At 34.7% G+C, this 20876-nt stretch carries 19 protein-coding genes and 1 pseudogene; 14 read left to right on the plus strand and 6 right to left on the minus strand.

The annotated features are described in order from the left end of the window. Positions 1-24: 24 nt before the first annotated feature. Both MKY06_RS28590 and MKY06_RS28595 read left to right on the plus strand, forming a co-directional pair. A complete protein-coding gene (locus MKY06_RS28590; RefSeq protein WP_029325650.1) occupies positions 25-585 on the plus strand; it encodes a cysteine dioxygenase in 561 nt (186 codons plus the stop codon). Between the two features lie 642 nt (positions 586-1227). Then, entirely contained in the window at positions 1228-1587 is a 360-nt protein-coding gene (locus tag MKY06_RS28595; protein ID WP_053488375.1) for a winged helix-turn-helix transcriptional regulator, read from the plus strand. Positions 1588-1659: 72 nt separating this feature from the next. Here the strand turns inward: MKY06_RS28595 and MKY06_RS28600 are convergent, their stop codons facing one another. Continuing rightward, on the minus strand, positions 1660-2187 hold the full coding sequence (locus MKY06_RS28600) for an NAD(P)H-dependent oxidoreductase (RefSeq protein ID WP_029324541.1): 528 nt from the start codon (positions 2185-2187) through the stop codon (positions 1660-1662). Between the two features lie 857 nt (positions 2188-3044). Here MKY06_RS28600 and ltrA point away from each other — a divergent pair. The 3 genes from ltrA to MKY06_RS28615 all read left to right on the plus strand — a co-directional run bounded on the left by ltrA (position 3045) and on the right by MKY06_RS28615 (position 7605). After that, positions 3045-4694: a group II intron reverse transcriptase/maturase gene (gene ltrA / locus MKY06_RS28605; protein WP_340961989.1), complete on the plus strand. Its 1650-nt coding sequence runs from the start codon at positions 3045-3047 to the stop codon at positions 4692-4694. 626 nt (positions 4695-5320) lie between these two features. After that, a complete protein-coding gene (locus MKY06_RS28610) occupies positions 5321-6937 on the plus strand; it encodes an FAD-dependent oxidoreductase (protein ID WP_053488373.1) in 1617 nt (538 codons plus the stop codon). Positions 6938-7041: 104 nt separating this feature from the next. Beyond that, positions 7042-7605, plus strand: a complete 564-nt coding sequence (locus MKY06_RS28615; RefSeq protein WP_053488372.1) for a methyltransferase family protein — start codon at positions 7042-7044, stop codon at positions 7603-7605. Between the two features lie 509 nt (positions 7606-8114). On the opposite strand, the gene MKY06_RS28620 is transcribed toward MKY06_RS28615, so the two are convergent. After that, positions 8115-8726: a TetR/AcrR family transcriptional regulator gene (locus tag MKY06_RS28620; protein ID WP_055991999.1), complete on the minus strand. Its 612-nt coding sequence runs from the start codon at positions 8724-8726 to the stop codon at positions 8115-8117. A gap of 117 nt (positions 8727-8843) precedes the next feature. On the opposite strand from MKY06_RS28620, the gene MKY06_RS28625 reads away from it, so the two are divergent. From MKY06_RS28625 to MKY06_RS28635, 3 genes are all read left to right on the plus strand, one after another. Then, positions 8844-9416, plus strand: coding sequence for a cysteine hydrolase family protein (locus MKY06_RS28625; RefSeq protein WP_055991996.1), 573 nt, complete (start codon positions 8844-8846; stop codon positions 9414-9416). Positions 9417-9536: 120 nt separating this feature from the next. Then, a complete protein-coding gene (locus tag MKY06_RS28630; protein WP_225519283.1) occupies positions 9537-10937 on the plus strand; it encodes an MFS transporter in 1401 nt (466 codons plus the stop codon). Positions 10938-11556: 619 nt separating this feature from the next. Continuing rightward, a complete protein-coding gene (locus tag MKY06_RS28635) occupies positions 11557-11997 on the plus strand; it encodes a DMT family transporter (RefSeq protein ID WP_098287667.1) in 441 nt (146 codons plus the stop codon). A gap of 147 nt (positions 11998-12144) precedes the next feature. Here MKY06_RS28635 and MKY06_RS28640 read toward each other — a convergent pair whose 3' ends face one another. The 3 genes and pseudogenes from MKY06_RS28640 to MKY06_RS28650 all read right to left on the minus strand — a co-directional run bounded on the left by MKY06_RS28640 (position 12145) and on the right by MKY06_RS28650 (position 14499). Beyond that, positions 12145-12462, minus strand: coding sequence for a YolD-like family protein (locus MKY06_RS28640; RefSeq protein WP_098287666.1), 318 nt, complete (start codon positions 12460-12462; stop codon positions 12145-12147). A gap of 263 nt (positions 12463-12725) precedes the next feature. Further along, positions 12726-13205 carry an SRPBCC family protein gene (locus MKY06_RS28645; protein WP_098279024.1) on the minus strand — a complete coding sequence of 160 codons (480 nt, stop codon included), beginning with the start codon at positions 13203-13205 and terminating at the stop codon, positions 12726-12728. 188 nt (positions 13206-13393) lie between these two features. Next, positions 13394-14499, minus strand: a pseudogene (locus tag MKY06_RS28650) (Y-family DNA polymerase). Positions 14500-14945: 446 nt separating this feature from the next. Between MKY06_RS28650 and MKY06_RS28655 the strand changes: the two are divergent. The 6 genes from MKY06_RS28655 (at position 14946) to MKY06_RS28680 (ending at position 20009) form a co-directional block, all read left to right on the plus strand. Continuing rightward, positions 14946-15338 carry a hypothetical protein gene (locus MKY06_RS28655; RefSeq protein ID WP_029325410.1) on the plus strand — a complete coding sequence of 131 codons (393 nt, stop codon included), beginning with the start codon at positions 14946-14948 and terminating at the stop codon, positions 15336-15338. Between the two features lie 87 nt (positions 15339-15425). Continuing rightward, positions 15426-16463, plus strand: a complete 1038-nt coding sequence (locus MKY06_RS28660; protein ID WP_340962104.1) for a hypothetical protein — start codon at positions 15426-15428, stop codon at positions 16461-16463. A 270-nt stretch (positions 16464-16733) separates the two neighbouring features. After that, the gene (locus MKY06_RS28665) at positions 16734-17714 is read left to right on the plus strand and encodes an NADPH:quinone reductase (RefSeq protein WP_098278660.1); all 981 of its coding nucleotides are present in this window, start codon (positions 16734-16736) and stop codon (positions 17712-17714) included. A gap of 159 nt (positions 17715-17873) precedes the next feature. Continuing rightward, complete coding sequence (locus MKY06_RS28670) at positions 17874-18512, plus strand: MarC family protein (protein WP_035439610.1); 639 nt, start codon at positions 17874-17876, stop codon at positions 18510-18512. A 283-nt stretch (positions 18513-18795) separates the two neighbouring features. Further along, a complete protein-coding gene (locus MKY06_RS28675; protein WP_011106175.1) occupies positions 18796-19344 on the plus strand; it encodes a hypothetical protein in 549 nt (182 codons plus the stop codon). A 476-nt stretch (positions 19345-19820) separates the two neighbouring features. After that, entirely contained in the window at positions 19821-20009 is a 189-nt protein-coding gene (locus MKY06_RS28680; RefSeq protein ID WP_011106177.1) for a hypothetical protein, read from the plus strand. Between the two features lie 239 nt (positions 20010-20248). Here the strand turns inward: MKY06_RS28680 and MKY06_RS28685 are convergent, their stop codons facing one another. Then, a complete protein-coding gene (locus tag MKY06_RS28685; RefSeq protein ID WP_011106179.1) occupies positions 20249-20689 on the minus strand; it encodes a YaiI/YqxD family protein in 441 nt (146 codons plus the stop codon). Positions 20690-20876 lie beyond the last annotated feature (187 nt).

Here is a 20876-nt window from a genome sequence, read left to right on the forward strand (position 1 = left end):
TACTCATGGGGAGGTAATGTTTGTATGAGCTTAAGTGAACAAGTAAAGCCTATTTTAGATAAATTAAATTCTCCTACCAAATTGGAATTGAGAGAAGCCCTTTTGGCTTTAGATATAAATCTTGATGAGTTAAAACCACTATTGCAGTCGGCAGAAGATAAGCCATATTACAGAAAGCTTCTCTACCAAAATGACGAAATAGAATTACTTGTTATGAATTGGTCCGGAATAGAGTGTGCTCCTCACAATCACGGTCATTCACATGGATGGATCCAAGTAGTGAATGGCACAGCTATAAATACCGTTTACGAAGTGAAAGAAAACCAAATGCCTAAAGAACTGTTTTCCCAGTATCAGGGGGAAGGAAGAATTTTTTTTGCTCCTAAGAAGGGCGTTCACAAGATGAATAGTGCAGAAGGTACGAGTCTCGTCACTCTTCACCTCTACTCTCCACCGATTAAAGAAATGATGGTTTATGATTTAAAAACATGCGCTGCTTGCATTGTATCGGATGATTGTGGAGCATGGTGGCCAGAACATCTTCGTCAAAAGGTAAGAGAGATTCAATTAAAGAAGAGAGAATGATGTTTGTTGACCCTTTGAATATTTCTAATGCTAAAGAGAAACAGATAGTAACTCCAGCCAAAGGAAGTACATTATGAAATTTTCTCCCTTACAGTTGTTCAACTGCCTTAGTAAGAAAACTATGAATAGAAATTGTTAATTTATCCGGACATCATATGGGGGTTAACACAACTCATTTTGAAGAGTTAGCTAAGAGATTGCATAATATTTTAGATGGTTACGAGAGTAAGATACAGCAAGAAATTTTATAAAAACCCAGCTAATGTGATAACGATATTAACTGGGTTTTTGTCACTAATCATGATAATAAATATTATAATAATTTCAGTATAAATAACATATCTCGTTAAATTGATTAGTTTTACCATCTTCTCTCTAGGACGACAAATATAAACTTATTTAAGTACAATTATAATCAATATGTAAATAAGTTCCTATAAAAAACATTATGGTAACTGTTTTTAAAATTTCTTTCTTAGTTAGATTAGATTCTTTGCATGAGAATGAAATAATATATGACATTAAAAACATTAAAGAAAATAAAAACGCGTTACTTTACATTCTTGTGATAAGATTGCATAGTAATTTACTATAAAGTATTCATATTGATAGAATATTCTTATCAGAAGGAGAGTGGGGATTGTGAGAGAAACCTGTGTTCCGACTGGCGTAGAACTAAAAAACACTGGTTTTGGATATACGTTATCCTTAATAGGTGGTAAATATAAAATGATTATTTTGTATTGGCTGTCTGAAAATAAGGTTATGAGGTTCAATGAGCTGAAGCGACGTATTGGGACTATTTCCTTTAAAACACTAAGTGTTATGTTAAAAGAGCTTGAGGAAGATGGTCTTATTATACGCAAAGAATTTCCCCAAATACCTCCAAAAGTTGAATATTCATTATCTGAACGTGGTTGTTCACTTATTCCATTGTTAGATATGATGTGCGAGTGGGGAGAGAAAAATAATTTTCAAGCTCTAGAAGATGTAACAAAATAGGCATAGTGTAAAATGGAAGTACCTTCTTGTTTAGGAGGTACTTCTTATTTTAACTTTTATAAAAGTTACCCATTACATATTATCAATGAAATTTAAATAATCTTGAGTGCTTTTTTCTATTTCACTTACAGATGGCTCAAATTCTGCTCCATAAAACGCAAAGAACGAACGATAATCTGCTTTGCAATAGATGGCTGTCGTCTCAAACGGACTCAACACTTGTTCAAGTGTATAACGGTATCTTCCAGTTTCACTATAATCCACATTTTTGATCCCAGCAGATACCCCTAAAGCAATTTTACGATTCTTTAATTTATCTCTTTTTGAACCATAAGCCCATCCATAAAGGAAAACATCATCCAGCCACTTTTTTAAGAGAGGAGGACAGTTGAACCAATATACAGGAAATTGGAAAACAAGGTTTCCGTGAGTTTCAACCAATTTTTGTTCTTTTTCCACATCTATGTTCTCATCAGGATAAACCTTATACAATTCGTGCACAGTATATTTTTCTGGATATTTTTTTAATTCTTCTACCCATCGCTTATTAACAACAGATGTTTCTAAACTTGGGTGTGTTATGATAACAAGAGTTTTCAATGTTTCTTCCTCCTTAGGCTGATTTCATTTTTATTGTAAAGTCCAAACTAAAAATATGTAAGTACGCACTTTTATTACAGGTACTTACATAAAGGTAAGTACCTTCAAGTTTAAATCCATTATCCTAAAGTTTATTATGCTTTACTTTAACTTTTAAACGTGATAATTATCATCCGTGGAGCAGTAACTCAAGAATTTATGAAATTAATTTAGTCGAGTAATGATGTTCTTTATAATACCGATAACTGGTTTTATGGTGCGACAAGAAGTCGCTTTCTTACAGTGTAGCTAACGCTACTCATCTAGACGCAGAGATGATCTCCATCCGAAACGGCATTCTTGGTAACGAGTCTGTCGGTTGCATGAGGAAATGTGGAAACAGAGGACAAATGCATGGTCCGGAATACTGCTAGGAGAAGATAGGTATGGTAAACGAAAGTGAAGGTTTATAAGCTTCGTCACAGTTAGCTCAAGATAATGCATATTCTTGCTTGGGTCTTGGTAAGAGGAAAAGTAGAATCATAAAGCTACTCTAATGCGTCCCGCATCTTGCCCGGAGTAAAGAACCTGCCTACCCCCATCGAATCTGGAGGAAGTGAAACTTGGTAAGCCCTACGTCATCTGCATAAGCAGTAGGATGACTGCAAAGTCAAACAATGTGACAGAGGGTATGGGATATGAGAAAAAGCTAAGGCCGTTACCCTGAAAAGGAACAGGAAAGCAGAATCATTGTATAACTGGACGGATACTGTCGGCTTTACAGACAAGGACAGGCTCGAAAGAGCGCCCACTTCTCATTGGTCTTCAACACGAAAATAAATTTGTGGCTATCTTCTAACGAAAAGGAGCGTGCTGTTATGAATACCTCTCTACGAGCGTCGGCGCACGTCTCGCATAAAGATTGGTACTCTATTGATTGGAGTATGATACAAAAATATGTAGCGAAGTTACGACAAAGAATTTATCGTGCCGAACAACAAAATCAACAAAGAAAAGTAAGGAAACTTCAACGTTTACTCCTTCGGAGTAAAGCAAATCTACTGCTTTCTATTCGCAGAGTAACACAACAAAATAACGGTAAGCGAACACCCGGTGTAGATGGCTATACTGCCTCAAAACCAAATGAACGTATCAATCTGTACAAACAACTAGTTCAATGCAATGTCTTTCGACATCGTCCAAAACCAGCAAAAAGAACATTTATTCCGAAGAAAAACGGAAAGCTACGACCTTTGGGCATTCCTACGATACGAGATCGAGTCTATCAAAACGTATTAAAAAACGCACTCGAACCCCAATGGGAGTTTAAGTTTGAGCCCACTTCCTATGGTTTTCGTCCTAAACGAAGTACACACGATGCTATAAGTAATCTTTTTAATAAGCTTAACACCAATAGTAAGAAAAAGTGGGTGTTTGAGGGAGATTTCTTAGGATGTTTCGATCATCTTAACCATAATTGGATAATGGAACAAACATCTATGTTTCCGGGGAGCACTCTCATTAAAAGGTGGCTTAATATGGGATACATAGAGCAGGATATGCTTCGTATGACAACAGAAGGAACCCCTCAAGGGGGAATTGTGTCTCCCCTTCTAGCTAATATCGCCTTATGTGGTATGGAAGAAGAGATTGGTATTGTTTATAAAAAGACTTACAAACCAAACGGAGGATACGCAATTGATCCAAAATGTAAGATAGGGCGTGTTCTCTACGCAGATGATTTCGTCATCGTAACGGAAACGAAGGAACAAGCTGAAAGTATGTATGGGAAACTCACCCCTTACCTACGAAAACGAGGAATTACACTTAGCATGGATAAAACTAGAGTTACACATATTGAGGGCGGGTTTGATTTTCTTGGCTTCTCGCTGCGTCAATACAATACGGGACAAGGAAAGAAGTTATTTATCAAACCTAGCAGAGACAGCATTAAAAAGGCTAGAAACAAGATAAAAGATACGTTCTCTGTGATGAGAGGACGACCAGTAAAAGAACTAATACGTGTTTTAAACCCGATTATTCGTGGCTACGGCCAGTATTGGAAACATGTCGTATCTAAAAAGACTTACAGCTATATGGACAATTATATTTTCCTAAAAGTGAGAAAACATCTTAAACAACTGCATCCAAAGAAGTCGAGAAAATGGATTAGCAAGCGTTATTTTAAGAAGCCCCACCACGGTGGAAATAATAAATGGATTCTCACATGTCCACTTACTAACATTCAATTGTTAAAGATGTCCTGGATTAAGATAGAACGACATGTCATGGTAGCCTACAAAAACAGCCCAGATGATCCGAGTCTAAAAGAGTATTGGGAAAAACGAGACCGTAAGGTCTTTAACAATGAAAATACATTCGATAGGATGAAACTTGCAAGAAAACAAGGATATCGTTGTGCATTGTGTAAGCAGACTCTACAAAATGGAGAAAAAGTTACAGTGCGAAACCTAGAGGTTTCTACAGGTCAATTTGCTAAATTAGTACATGTACCATGTATTAAATAAGTTGTTCGGATAAAAAGAAGGCTTGAGCCGTATGACGGGAAATCTGTCACGTGCGGTTCTTAGGGGGGCGGGCGCTCGTGAGAGTGCCTGCCTACCCGACTTAACTAAGGATGTGTATCATATACATCTAAAAAAGAAAAACCCACCTGATTTGTCAGAGGTGGGCTTTTCTTTTAGCTAAATATTAAGGGTGTAATTGCTTGTTACTTACATATCATTTAATATTTTTGTAGATATTTATTATAACCTATCAAATCATTTTGAGAAAGCAGAAAATGAAAACGGTTACTTAATATTAAAACTAAAAGGGGTCTTTTCTATTTCATACCGATAGAATCCATTATGAGAACTTAACATGTATAAAATATAAGGATACAGACAGTAAGATAATACAGAATGGAATACATGTATAAAGTCAGGAAGTGTCTGTTGTTTCCATTAACATTGATAAGTATTCTTTTAAAAGTTATAGCAAAAAAAAACGCCCCTTATTTGGGGCGTACTCTATTATCATTATAAAACTTAACCTAAAAAAAGTCTACAATTTCATTTTTTTATATATTATAGTTTGATTACTGAATTCAGTAATGCCCATGGGTAAATATAAAATTGAAAGGAAAATTTCTATGACACACAAACATGTTCCTGTTTTAATAGTGGGAGGGGGTCTTAGTGGACTCACCTCTGCTCTTTTTTTAGCACGTCACAACGTTGATTATTTACTCATTGAAAAACACGCTGGAACAGCTATGCATCCAAAAGCCGGAGGGATTACATTTCGTACGATGGAAATATTTCGACAACTTGGACTAGAGGCAGCTATCCGTACTGCTAGTGAACCGTTAGATAATATTCGTGGAAGGATTGCTGTAGAGACAATCAAAAGCATGGACCTCGAGAAATTAGAAACTGCGGAGAACTCCCAAAGGGCTATTGACAAAGAGAGAATAGAAAGTTTTGAAAAGGTTAGCCCTTCAAAGCCAGCATCTTGTTATCAAATGGAACTAGAACCTATCCTTCTTCAAGCTGCTAAAGAAGCAAAGGGGCATATACGCTATAATACTGAACTTATATCGTATCAACAAGACGATTTAGGGGTAACAGCCACTATAATGAATCGAGCGACAGGAACGAAGGAAACGATTCGAAGTGATTATTTAATTGCGGCAGATGGCGCTAAAAGCACAATTCGTCAACACACAAAAATTCCAACTACAGGAAGAGGCGTCATCGGTGGACATTATATTAACATCTATTTTCAGGCTGATCTAAGTCATTTTCTGAAAGGCAGCCAGTTTGGTTGGATTCAAATCCTAAATCCGAAAGTATTTGGTGCGCTTATCACTGTTAATAATCGTGATGAATGGATTTACCACGTGGCTTATAACCCCTCACACGGGGAAAGTCCGGAAGATTTTTCTGAAGAGCGATGCTGTGAGATTATAAAAAAAGCTATAGGAGTTTCAAATCTTGATATTGTCATCTTCAGTATTTTACCTTGGGCAGCTGCAGAACAGACAGCCACTCGTTTTCAAGATAATCGAGTCTTCCTAATTGGAGACGCAGCTCATCTTATGCCACCTACCGGAGGATTTGGTTCGAATACAGGTATTCAAGATGCTCATAATTTAGCTTGGAAGCTGGCTGCAGTGATACATAAACAAGCTCATCCACGATTGCTCCAAACTTATCATGATGAAAGACACTATGCTGTAGAAGTAACAACGAAATATGCCAGTAATTTGTTATTTAGTATTATAAATAAAGGTGTAAACACTCTCAATAATATGGACCATACTGCAGTTACCGTAGGGTATAAATATAACTCAACAGCCATTATCAAGGAAAACTCCGATACAACACATCGAATGGATCAATTAGAACTAAAAGGAAGACCAGGCACACGTGCTCCACATATGTGGTTGAAGTATCAAGATAAGTGTATATCCACCTTAGATTTAATAGGTGAAAATTTCGTCTTATTTACAGGAGAAGATAATAGTCTTTGGCGTACTGCTGCCCGGCATGTATCTTCTCACTTAGGTGTCCCTATTAATGTTTATGGTATCGGTTCACAAGAAGAGTGTGTTGAGTGTGAGGATAGCTGGGAAGAATTGTACGATGTTACCTCTCAAGGAGCTGTATTGATAAGACCAGACGGCTTTGTAGCATGGCGTACAAAAGAGGGAGAATCAAATCCTCATCTACTTCTTAAACAGGTCATGACTAGCATACTATGGTAAATAAACTAATACGCCTGATTTAGAATTGGTTAAAATCCTTATATATAATAAATGGGTAATAAATATTAAAGAGAATATAGGATAATTAATAATGGGGGAGAGTTATGCAAGGATATTTTGCAATCATATCATTACTTTTAATGATGATAATGGTTATAATTCGTGCTAAACAGTTGAAAAAAAAAGGAATTAAAGCTTTTAAATTTGGTGAGCTAGATAAAAAAGATTTCTTTATTATCCCATTTGCATTACTGTTTTTTTATCTTATTTTCTCTAGTGTTTTTGATTTTCCAAAACTAGGTACCAAACTATTTAGCAATGAAGTCTTTAGTTGGATAGGGGTAGTTTTATGCACGATGGGCTTAGTATTATTCTCGTTAAGCATAATTTCATTTGGGAAAAGTTTTAGAGTTGGAATTGATGAAGAAAAACCAGGTGAACTTATAACAACAGGTGTTTTTGCAATTAGCCGTAATCCCATTTATACAGCTTTTGGATTTGTTTTGATAGGGACATTCTTGATTTTACCAAACTGGATATTATTATTGTACGTATTTGCTGGAGTTTGGCTTTTTAATCGTCAGGTTCAACTTGAAGAAAAATCCTTGAAAAAGATTTACGGTGAAGAATACGAAGCGTACTGTAAAAAAGTTCGTAAATACCTTTAGCATTAGTTGTTGATGGAAAAGAAAACGTCTTTCATACATACTAAAAGTAAAAGTGGAAGATTAACATAGTCAACAAAATAAAGAATGTAGAAAGATGTACTTAACCAAACGGGTGCTTTAGTTTAAGATGATAGTATTTGAGGATCTGAAAGTTTGAAAATAAGAAGGCAAAATAAAACCCTAATTCTTCTACTCAGCGTAGATAAATCAAGGTTTTATTTCTAAAAATGTCTTAACGTGGGTTTTGGAAAAAGGCTGTTTTTTTGGGACAGAATTTTACTGATCAGCATGCAGTTGATGATTTAAAAGAATTGCTTTCATCAATTGATACATTTCAAAAGTTTAATTATAGATGAAAAGAGTCCTCATGGAATAAGGGCTCTTTTTGTTATCTCGGTAACTCCCATTGTGGTAACTAAAATTGAATATGACATATCGTCTATAAAGGTTAACTACTTTTTGTGCGTGAAAGAATGTCGATTTTTAAAAATTAAGGGGATTTTTTATGGCTAATCAGAAATAAAAGTTAAACAGAGAAGGTCCAATATTTCTTCAGGTGAATAACCACGCACGTTTTTTTGAAAAAAATACGAATCGCTGCTTAAAGCCATTAGTACCAAATCGGCTTTAAAGGCACTGTGTAAATAAGGTTTTTGCTCTTTTCTTATCATTTCGTCAAATAGCTGAACCAATATCTGATGTAATTCAACATATAAAGGGCTTTGGGCTCGGGACTTAATTGGGTTCGTTGACTTTGTTCCCTCCACTCCTGTAAGCAATTGTGCTTTTTTTTCTCTGAAACAGATAAAAGAGCTTATTACTTCTTTCAATTTTTGTTCAGCCGGAACGGTTTCATTTTCTTGCAAGTATGCTTCAATATCATCGAAAAATAGATCAATACTGTCTTTAATCAAATCTAGACATAACTCACCTTTGTTTCTATAACGGCGATAAAGGGTTCCTGGACCAATTTGTGCTTCTGTAGCGATTTGATTCATGCTTACCTGTTCTACACCATATTGCTCAAATAGTTTATGAGCTGTATCCAATATTCGTTGACGATTCATTGCAGCATCACGTCGTTCAGGCCGAGTACGGGGCGTATTCTCGTCATTTACCATGCTATCACATCCTATATAAATTAATACTCATATTGACAAACGGAGAGGTCTCCACTTAATATAAAAAGGAGAGGTCTCCGTTTAAATTTTAAATAAAAAAGGAGGAAATTACAACTTATGCAAAATCAAAGTAAGAAAACCGCATTACTAGTAATGGATTTACAAAACGGCATTGTGCCACATTTAGGAGAAAATATAGAAGAAGCAATAATTCCTTATCAGAAGGCAGTAAAAGCAGCACGTGAACACGCTCTTCCAGTTATTTTTATCAGAGTGGGGTTTAGCGAGGGGTATCCTGAAATTAGTCCAAAAAATAAGGCATTTTCAGCTATATCTAAATACGGTGCCATGACAGTTCACGATAAAGCAACACAAATTCATGAATCCATTCAACCTGAGGGAAATGAACCTGTCATTACGAAGTATCGAGTAAGTGCTTTTTGTGGAAGTAATCTTGAAGTAATCCTACGATCACAGCAAATTGAGACACTTGTTCTCAGTGGAATTGCTACAAGTGGGGTAGTTTTATCAACGTTAAGGGAAGCAGCAGACAAAGACTTTGAAATAAAAGTGCTAGAAGACGCTTGTTTTGATTCGGATCCAGAGGTTCATCGAGTTCTCATGGAAAAGGTATTTCCACGTCAAGCCGATGTGTTAACGGTCCAATCCTGGATTGCTACATTAAATTAAACAAATAGGGTCTGTTTTCATTATGACGAAAACAGACCCGACTAATTTATTTTTAATGATGTACAAACCCATTTTTGTAGCTATGGAACCTTTCAAGATAAAATGAAGGAAGGAATAAATTTGTCTATATTTAGTAACAGCAAAAAGGATAAAAAGAAAGATCATTTTAATCAAAAGCTGATTGCTCCAATGGTTTTAGGGTCCATTCTAAATCCAATTAACTCTTCTATCATTTCAGTTGCTTTAATTCCAATTGGGCAGGCGTTTGGAGTACCACCTTCTCAGACAGCATGGCTTGTGTCTGCTTTATATCTTGCGACAGCAATTGGACAGCCAGTCGTCGGAAAGCTAATTGATGTTTTTGGTCCCAGAATCCTCTTTTTAATCGCAACATCACTAGTAGGTATTTCTAGTCTAATCGCAATTTTTGCTCCTGATTTTTGGTGGTTAGTGGTTGCACGATGTTTACTTGGTTTTGGAACCTGCGCTGGTTACCCTGCTGCTATGTATCTTATTCGGAGTGAAGCAGAACGAACAGGTAAAGACAGTCCGGCAAGTATACTTACATTATTATCGATTGCTAGTCAAACCATTGCTGTCGTTGGTCCTACCTTAGGGGGGGGACTTATTGAAGTTGGTGATTGGCAAAGTATATTTATCGTAAATGTTCCTTTGTCATTAGCTTGTGTACTCTTGGGCTACTTCCGTTTTCCAAGGACTTCAGAAGATTCCCTTAGAGAAGAGAGTAAAAGTTCCTCTATTGATTTTATGGGTATCATGTTCTTTGGAATTACGTTAATTACAGGGCTCTTTTTCTTAATGAATCCTAATTGGAATCATCTATATTTATTGCTCATTGCAACAATCTCGGGTGCCATTTTTACTGCCTTTGAGTTAAAAATTAAAAATCCTTTTATAGATTTACGATTACTAGGAGGTAATACTCCTTTGTTATTAACATATGCGAGAGGCTTGCTTTCAGCTACTGTATCGTACAGTTTCCTTTACGGATATACTCAATGGTTAGAAACAGGTAGGGGACTATCTCCTTCTCATTCTGGTTTGTTGTTATTGCCGATGTTTTTAACATCTATAATCGTTTCTAAAACAACCGGAAAAAATCCGGCAATTCGTATGAAACTGATTGTAGGGAGTGTCGTTCAGGCTATTGCTATGTCACTGCTCCTATTTACAAATCATTCAAGCAGTCTTATTTATCTTGGTATCATTGCTATTCTATTTGGAATTCCACAAGGGATATTGAATTTAGCTAACCAAAATGCTGTCTATTTTCAGGCTTCGTCCAAACACATTGGTGCTTCAGCTGGTTTATTAAGAACCTTTATGTACATGGGAGCTATACTTTCTTCTGCCACAAACGGATTGTTTTTTAAATCTGAAGCAAATACAAAAGGAATCCATCATCTAGCACTATTTAGTTTAGTGATTTGTTTTATTCTGATTGTTACCCTATTCGATCAATCTCTGAGTAAAATTGAAAAAAAACAGATGACCGTTTAAAAGGCTGTATTTACACTTAGGCATGCTTATCTGCAAGAAGATTTTAGTAATAAACTTCAACGATTAGACGCTTTTATGTAGTAACGAAAAAGCCCAATTTCTCAGTCAATAAATTGAGTAATTGGGCTTTTTATTACTGTAAATTCCTTAATGGGAAAAATGCACATTTTGTATATGGTCGTGCACCTTGGGGAATGTTAATGGTACTCATTAGCTATACACCAAATGAATTAGATTATCCAGAAGAGAGTGAAGCAAAACGTTTCACTCCTTGATAGCTAATCTGATGAATGTTCATATTTAAAATAAAAAATAACAACTTAAAAAGCTGCATTTCTATAAATCAATATAGGAATGCGCTTTTTGTTTGTTGAAATAGTAACCATATACCTTATTTGTTGAATAAATGAACATTGCCAGAAAAGTAATGAGGTATAGCTAACCATCCTATTTTAAAATTATTGAAGAAGGAAATAAATTCTTAATGAAGAGATGTCTGAAGTACTGAAATAGACATTAATAATTTATGTTTATTGACAGATTAAACATAGGAGAAATAGTAACAATTCTCAGTAGCAATCAGCTCTGTTGAATATAAAAGAGGTGTGGGAGGAATATAATGATAATTTTTTTAATTATATTTGCAATATTAGCTGGCATGGCTTTACCTACTCAATTTAGTGTCAATGCTCAATTGAGATCTGTCGTTCATTCCCCTATCATTGCTTCGACTATTTCTTTTATAGTTGGTGCAATTGTTTTGCTTATTATATCTTTGTTTGGAAAAGGTATGAGTGTAAACAAAGAATGGTTCACGGCACCGTGGTGGGTATGGACCGGAGGCCTGTTAGGAGCTTTTTATGTAGTTGCTTCTATTGTACTTATACCTCGTCTAGGAGCTACTGCTACAGTTGCTTATATTCTTGCAGGTCAAATGGTTGCTTCTACTTTAATTGACCATTTTGGATTAATAGGAGTGCATGTGCACTCTTTAAGCATTCCTAGAGTAATAGGAGTAGTTTTAATCATTGTCGGAGTTATTATCATTCAAAAATTTTAAAATGTAATAATATAAAAGAAAACAGTTATAAAATCGACAATAAACATAACGCCACAGTAGAAAAAATAACTAATACTTTATCTGAATAAGCACTGACTATTTTTTATTTTAGTTAGTGCTTATTTTAAATGCGTTTTTATTTTATCCTTACATAAAACGAGCATCAATTAGTTCACTTAACTTCATTTTATTTTTCAATTCAAATACTTCATCGATAAAAACAAACAAATTCCCCAGGAAATCAACAAATTGGATGAATCCCTTTTCTGTAATACATTGTCCCTTTTTGTAGTATGTAAGATAAACTTGTTTATTTGTATGTAACGCTTCAATCAAGGTGAAATTAATTTGTTCCATTTGCTCTTCTGTTAAAACAGGTTGATCTACCTCTAGTTGCTTGTTTATAACTTCCTTTAATTCTATGTATTGCTCTGGCATAGTGGCGAATGGGCGCCATTTTTTCATTTTATCAAGATCTCCTTTTAAAAAAGCTGTTGTTTTAATAGCTTTTATCGATGTAGTCATGGCTACATTGATAATCGTGTTTCAAAATTAGGATTCATATCTCTTGATATGTGGAGACAAAGAGAAAAAGCGTGTTTTGAAAAAAGATTGACGAAAACACGCCTTTAATACATTCAATTGAATTATTCTTTTGTGGAAAATTGGTCATTTTTTGCGATTTTTATTCTATTATAGCACCCGTTTGTTGAGGGTTTTTGAATGCACTATAACTGGTTGATTACCCTTACATACTCCTCGTACCATTTTTCCCATTCCCCTTTTGGGAAATCCATATATTGACCCTCCAATACAGAACAAAACATAATTAGACATACATGCCACCCGGATAAATCTTTTGGAGTATGACCACTGAGGTTAGGGATATATTCTTTCAATATTAATAAACATCCATTATCTTTAGAAGATAACTCGAATCGGACCCAACCTTCTCCCCATTCATACTGTAAGCATGATTGTTCTTCAATATCTAAGATCGAAATATCAAAAGAGTTAGCTGTCCCGTCATTCATATTGAACTTAATTGTTCCGCCTTTTCGAAGGTCTACAACTTCTAAGTTTGACATCCATTTTTGCAATTTATCATTCTTTGTTAAAGTATCCCAAACCTTTTTAACTGAGTGATTAAGTGGTCGATTATATGTAGCTATATAGCCATTCTCTTTCTTTTCTACAACTGCTAGCATATGTTACTCCTCCTTATCTAATAATTTTTTCTAGGAATACTATAGATACTGTATATTTTTAGTATTGTTACCTATCCTACAAGGAAATGACAATAGATGAATAACAATCTTTGTATACTTTATATTCACCCTTATCATACACTATTGTTTCTTTCATTCCTCTATCGTGATGCATGATATCTTCCTCCTTAAGCTTTATGGCCACCTATAAGGCCATTTCGATAACGAGCCGTTGAATAAGGAAGGTGACTAGACGCACGTAGTACACTATTCTTGCCATAACGCAGCCGAATGTCATCAATCGTTTTAGCAAGAGCATAGGCTCTTTCACGTTGGTCAATATCCTCAAATAAGCTCATTTGCTCCTCTTCTTCAATGCTTGTATTCGATAATGAAATGCCAATGGAGCGAATCGGCATACCACTATCATGCGTAAGCGAAAACACACATCATCCAAGAGCTCTAACAGCAATAACTCCACTTCTTTTCGGTTTGTATAATCGCGAAATAAAATCTGACTCTTTCCAAAGGAACGAGAGCTAGGAATGTACACATCGGAAATGCGACTAAAATCAATCCCATTCGCATGTTGGTGGATTTCTTCTCCTAGGACACCAAATTCTTTACGTAACATCTCTACAGAAGAAAGAGCGAGTTCTTTTATGGAGTGAATGCCCAGACGATTCAAACGCCTTTCTGTAGCAGACGAGATCCCCCAGAAATCCTTCATTGGATGAATGGACCACAACTTAAAGGAAATATCCTCATATCGCCAATATGCAACTCCTGTTGGGCTATTCTTGGCCTCATGATCTAAGCTCACCTTATTTGGACCGATTCCTGCGGTAGCTTTCAGTCTTGTTTTGCGATAGATCTCATTACGTATTCGATGAGCTAGCTCCTCTGGTTTTCGTGCAAATAAATGCAAAGAAGCTGTCGCATCAATAAACAACTCATCAATGCTATACGCATGAAAGTCTTCAGGAGCCACATACTGTAACACCAAACTCGAAATATAGTTCGAAGCCTTGATATACCTCTCCATGGATGGATTAACCACATGGATATCTTTCCTTTTAGGAATGTCGAAAAGGCGGCTTCCTGTTTTGATCCCTTCTTTCTTTAATAAGGGTGTGGCAGCTAGCACAACCGATCCTGACCTTTTGATATCTCCTACCATCGCAAGCCTTGTTTTCAATGGATCTAAGCCCCGTATGACAGAAGAAACGGAAGCAAAGAATGCCTTCATGTCGATACATATAATCACTCTGTTTGGTAGCTGCCCATAATCCATCGAAAGAACTCCTTAAATAAAAGAACGTTTGTTCCTTATATTATATAAGAACAAACGTTCTTTATTCAATAAAAACTCTAAAGTTTTCCCGATTATTGCTATGACTTATATGAGGTCTATCCAAGTATTAGCTTTAAACCTAAGATAGGAAGTCATCTCTTTAATATGCAATATTCCATGAAGTAAAGAGGACTTACAAAAGGATTAAAATATTGGTAAATCAACATTTTATAAAAATTTGGATAAAAGATAAATTGTTGATGTCACGCTATTCTTTATGGTAAAAGGGTGGAAACCTTTGTTTAATTTCTGAATCGAGCTGATGTCAACTAGGTTTGTATATCATATACAAATTAAGAGGTAATTTTTGTAAAAAAGGAGGTGTTTTGAATAAATTATAGAAATATCTAAATTGGATAATGTTATCTCTAGGGAGTTGGGTACGTATGTTTAAAATTAAAAAATTAATCTTACCTGTAGTAACTTTCGGATTAATATTTACTTCTTTGGGAATTACACAAGCCAGTGCAGCAAGTTACTCACAAACTGGGAAAATTAGTTTCTTCTATGGAGAAGGTAAACGTGGTAGCGATGAAAAGATATTAGGAGCTAATGATTGTGCCGTTGGAAAAGATTACGGAAAAGTGATTCCGAAGGGAACAGCTATAAAAGCACAAAATCTAAGTAATGGGAAAAGCGCTACTGTATATAAATGGTCTTATGGAAACTTTGGTGGAGATGTAATACTAGATGTAATGCCAGGAGTCTTTAAAAATAAATTAGGTGGTAATACATTAGATGGATATATTAAGAAAGGAAAAACTTCTTATTCTTATTAAGATTTAAGTACAAGTCCTTATTTTTACTAATATTTTTTTAGATATTAGTAAAAATAAGGACTAATTCATTTTAAAGGAGAGCAGTAAGTGAAAAAAAATAAATTAATCTTAACAACTGGACTGACTCTTAGTTTGATGATTTCGGTATACATAATGATAAATAAAAGTCATCAAGCAACTAATGCAAAAATACATAATGATAATACTTCTATATATATAGACTTCGTCGATGATAAACTAAAACACTTAGTGTATGAAGTGAATTTAAGAAACTTAAAAGACAAGGTGTTACTAAAAAAAGAGTTAAAAGACTATCCTACTTCTGCTTATTCTAAGAAAAATAAATCTGTTTATTTCACCGAAGAAACAAAAAATAAAACTCAACAACTTTTCGAAAAAAAATTACAAAAAAAGAATTTCCAACTAACGCGTAATTTCAACTATGTAGATTTTTTAAAGCTAGATGATAAACAAGGTATTCTATATATGAGAGTTTTATTAGAGAAGGATGATCGAGATTTTCATGTTGCCAAAATAGATTTAAATAAAAGAGAAATCAAAGTTTTTAATAAAGAAAAGAACAATGATTCAGTCGTGTGGTTTGACTATAACTCAAATACCCAACAACTTTTAGTAATTAGTAAATCAATTAAGGAGGAAGAAAAAAATATTAACTTATCTAATGAAAATGACCAGCCATTAAAAGCACCTGCTTATAAAGGAACTATAATTAATGTGAAAGATAACCAGGAGAAAGAAGTTTTTTTATTTCATGAATTTATTGATAGCGCTTCACTATCTCCTGAAGGAAAGCAAATTTTATTCAGCTGGAAGGATAGTATTGACCCTGAGGCTAGTTCTACCATTTCTTCATTTAACATCAAGACTAAAGAAGAAAAGATTTTAATAAAAGATTCAAAAGAACTTATAAATGTACATCAACCAATATATTCAAAACAACAGGATGGTTTCTATTTTATTGCTGATCTAAATAAGATTATTACAAATAAAAACACTAACACTCAGACACACCCTACTGCAGTAAAGTTTTTTAACTTAGAATCAAATGAAATAGAAAGTGTATGGTCTCCAAAAAAAGGGACAGTAATAAATATCTATTTTTAAAAGGGTCTTTAATTATTAAATAGTAAAGAGTGTCCGTAAAAGTATATATGATTAAGTGGACGTTCATAATGTGAATTAAAATGTATACGAACGTCAAAATCGATAGTTTTTTTAAAAAAACATCACGTCCCTAAACGTATACTTTTACGGCCGGTATATTTGATTTTGTTTCAAAATGTCCAAATTTGTGAAAACTAGTAATTCAAACCTTGATATTACTGTAATTTCAAACCTTTCAATATATAATTAAGTAACAAGGAGGTTTGGAATATGAAATCAATTCAAGTCACACAGTTTGGTGGACCTGAGAAATTAGTATTTACGGACGTTAAGGATGTAGTAGCAGAAAAGGGAGAAGTATGTGTTCGTTTGTATGCAGCAGGTGTCAATCCGAGTGATACTTACACATTATCAGGTACATATGCGTTTAGTATACCTCAGTTGCCTTATACTCCAGGATTAGACGGTGCAGGAGTTGTGGAGACGATTGGAGAAGAAGTTACAAATGTTCATGTCGGTGATCGTGTATTTATTGCGTCTTTAATGGGAAGTAAAAATACAGGAACCTTTGCCCAAAAAGTAGTATGTGATGCAACGTTGGTTCATCCATTACCATCCCATGTATCTTTTGAACAAGGTGCGGCATTAGGGGTACCCGCACTAACGGCCTATCGTGCGCTATTTCAACGTGCCTGCCTGAAGCCCGGTCAAACCGTGCTTATTCATGGAGCCAGTGGTGGAGTCGGATTACAGGTTGTACAAATGGCGAAATCTCACGGTGCAAAAGTGATTGGAACAGCAAGCAAGCCAGAGGGTAAAAAAATGGTTCAGCAAGCTGGTGCAGATTTTGTCACTGATCATGTGACAGAAGCAACGATTGAAGATGTGTTAGCCTTAATGGATGGCAATGGGCCTGATGTAATTATTGAGTTTTTAGCAAATAAGAATTTAGAAACAGATTTAAAGCTGATTGCACCATTCGGTAAAATTATAATTGTTGGAAACCGTGGTTCAATAGACATAAACCCACGCCTTGCCATGCAAAAAGAATGTGATATTTTAGCAACAGCTCTTTGGAATGCACCAAAGGATGAATATGAACAAAGTATTCATGGTGTAATTGGCATGCTAACAAGTGGTGCACTTCGTCCAATTATTGGTACAACTTTGCCACTCCAGGGAGTATCGCAAGGCTTTGAACAGCTAGAAAAAGGTATAGGAAATGGTAAACTTGTTTTGATAATTGACTAGTTAAACTACATGAATTTAAGGGATTGACTTAAATTAAAGGCTGCATTAGTCAACTAAGCATATACTAGAAGGACCTTATAGGGTCCTTTTTTCTATTTAAAAGTGAAAATATAGGTGGATAGGTTAACGTAGTAAGCTAAATGGGTATGTACTATTAAGATGAAAGGAGTTTTTACAGTGTTAGCTTTAATTCTTAAACTTACTATCTCATTTTTTGCTGTTATGAATCCACTCGGAAACATACCTATTTTCATTACTCTTACGAGTGATTATTCTATTCAAGAAAGACGTCATAGCGCAAGGAAGGCTGTCTTTATCTCTTTTATTATTCTTACCCTATTTTTACTTTTAGGAAGTTTTATCTTTTCCGCCTTTGGGATCACCATACATGCTTTTCGTGTAGCAGGAGGAATCTTAATCTTTGGCATCGCCTATAGCTTGCTTCATGCTAAACCTTCTAATGCACAAAGTCCTCATTCGCATGAACAAAAAGCTGCAGCTTCCCAAAATGATATTTCCATCACCCCCCTTGCTCTGCCGATTATGGCTGGACCCGGAACAATTGCGACAGTCATGTCTCACAGTTCTTATTCGATAGCAAATCTAGGGAGTGTACTCATTAGCTACACCCTTATATTAGGAGTTACTTTTATCCTTTTCTATTATTCTACATCTATTATCAACAAGCTCGGACAGAATGGTTTAAATGTCATCTCAAGGTTAATGGGATTAATACTGGCAGTGATGGCTATACAAATGATTGCAGAAGGTATTCACGGGTTATTTCCTCATCTGTAATCACTCAAAAAGACTATTCTTATAGAAATGAGCATATGTATAAAAAGCTGCATACTCCGGAAAAAGAACCCTCGGCGGAACCGTTCTGCGACAAGGGTTCTTTTTTGTGATGTGTACCGGAAAGAGACATTATGTAAACTAGCTTTGTATATCATATACAGCGTAAAAACAGAAAAACTCCCCCAATGCGTTAAGGAAGTTTTCTGTGTAAAATTCGAATAAGAAAGTCCGTAGATGCCTCACGGCGTCTTGTGTAGTTTGCTCACTATATAAGAAAATATTCATGTTGGGCAAGTTATATAATACTAGTCCATACTATTTTCTTAAGTTTTGGACAATCCTGTTAAAAGGTAATCTTAGTGAGAGGAGAAGAGAGAAAATATTAGTAAATATTATTATGGGATTTATTGTACCTTGGGTTTTTGGTTTCATATTATACAAGAAAGAACCTATAATCGTTCTTTTAATTGCACCAATAGGAATGACAGTAGCTTTTATACTAAATGATTGGGGAAGTAATTACTTTTGGCAATTCAAACCGACTTTTAGAGATCTAAGTTTATCAGCACTCCCTTTAAATATTGGTTTCTATCCTGTCTTATCTTCTTTTTTAATTTATTTTAAGATAAAAAAGAAGATTAATACGATTATCCTTTTACTTTGTTTTACTCTCTTTACTACAGGTTTTGAAGGCATCGGTTTAGTCTTAGGAAAAGTAGAATATTTCAATGGATGGAATATTATAGGAACCTTTATCAGTTATTTAATAGCGTATTTTATTATTTATGGCTATTATCGAAGTTTAGTAAAGCATCATATTCTAAAGAATTAAGCTTTTCTTTATAAATATAAAGGTTTCATACTTATTTGAAGCCTTTTTCCGTTTTATTTCCTAGAATGGTGATTATGTAAACTATAATTGTATATCTTATACACCTTAAAAACAGAAAAAACTACCTTATGCGAGTAAGATAGTTCTTCTGGTGAATGTCTAAATAGATGTATTTGACACCTTATAGTGTCTTGGGTAGTTTGCTCATTGTATTTAATATTATTCGAAATAGGCAAGTTTAATATAATAAAAATAGACAGAATATTTTATTAATTACTTTACTTTGTAATCGCTTTCATTTATACTAAGTGTAGGTTGGATGGCATGAGTGGCTGTCATAGTATTTAGCGTAGGTGGGGCTGATACGAGGGAACAGGGCATAAAAGAAATGTCCTTTTTTGCTTAGGAAATTTTATGGAATTCTTTCGAAAGTTTTTATTTTTTCACTTAGTTGATTAATTAGAGAGGTGTTTTATATGAATAGAAATAAAGGCACTAACGTTTTTTTATTAATGTTTTCGGTAATCTTTATTTGTGGAGGATTATTATTAACAAATGTTTTTATTTATTCCCCTATTATTGGTTGGCTTCTAGCAGGATTTTGTTTAATAATGAATTTTATTTATAAAGAGGAACAGTTTAAATATAGAAAAAGAGAAGATTAGGAATATGATCTTCTCTTTTTTTACAGGTTCTTATAACGGTGGTTATCTTAACGAGAATTTTGCTCTTTTTTTGTTAAGGGCCCTTTTGTGGAATAATACTTAATGAGATAATTAGGTAAATTTTGTTAAAGTAAATAGAGAAGATTGTGAAGAAATGTACTTAAGCTAACGGGGCAGGTTAGTTTAATATTGGGACAATTTATTTTTTTAGGTTTTTCTTAAAAATGGATGGTTCTTTTTTAACGTGAAATGGCTCTTTTAAAAAGCCCCTTAAATTTCTCCCTATCTTCAGATGTAAATGGTTTTGGCCCCTTTGTACGCTTTCCGCTTTTTCGAGCCATTGCACTCAAATAACGTGTTTGTAATAATTGGTCAATGTTTTCATTTGTATAGCTAGACCCATTATGGTGAAGTACCGCGCACCCTTTTGCTAAACCTAGCGAAGCAAGACCATAATCTTGCGTAACGATTATATCTCCTTTCCCTGCTAACTTCATAATCCGGTAATCCGCAGCATCTGCTCCAGAATCAACATAAATGGTTTCCACTCCTGATGGTTGTTCCACATTAGAAAAATGAGAAAAGCTAGTAACAAGGATAACAGGAATTTCGGCATTCGTACCTTCAGAGATAATGATATCTTTTACCGGACAAGCATCTGCATCAACATAAATTTTCATCTTTAGCTCTCCCCGTAAATAAGTTTGAGTTGATGATAATGGAAAATTTAGCCTTTGTCAAACAATAAAGATGGTTTACCTAAAATTATTAAAAAACAGTTATTCTATTAAAGGGCGCGTTTAATGCTCTCTTTTTTAAAAGGAGAAGCTAATTTGATCTTACGTAACCTTCTAAATTATGAAAAAG

It is taken from the genome of Priestia sp. FSL P4-0332, assembly GCF_038005845.1.
GTDB lineage: Bacteria > Bacillota > Bacilli > Bacillales > Bacillaceae_H > Priestia.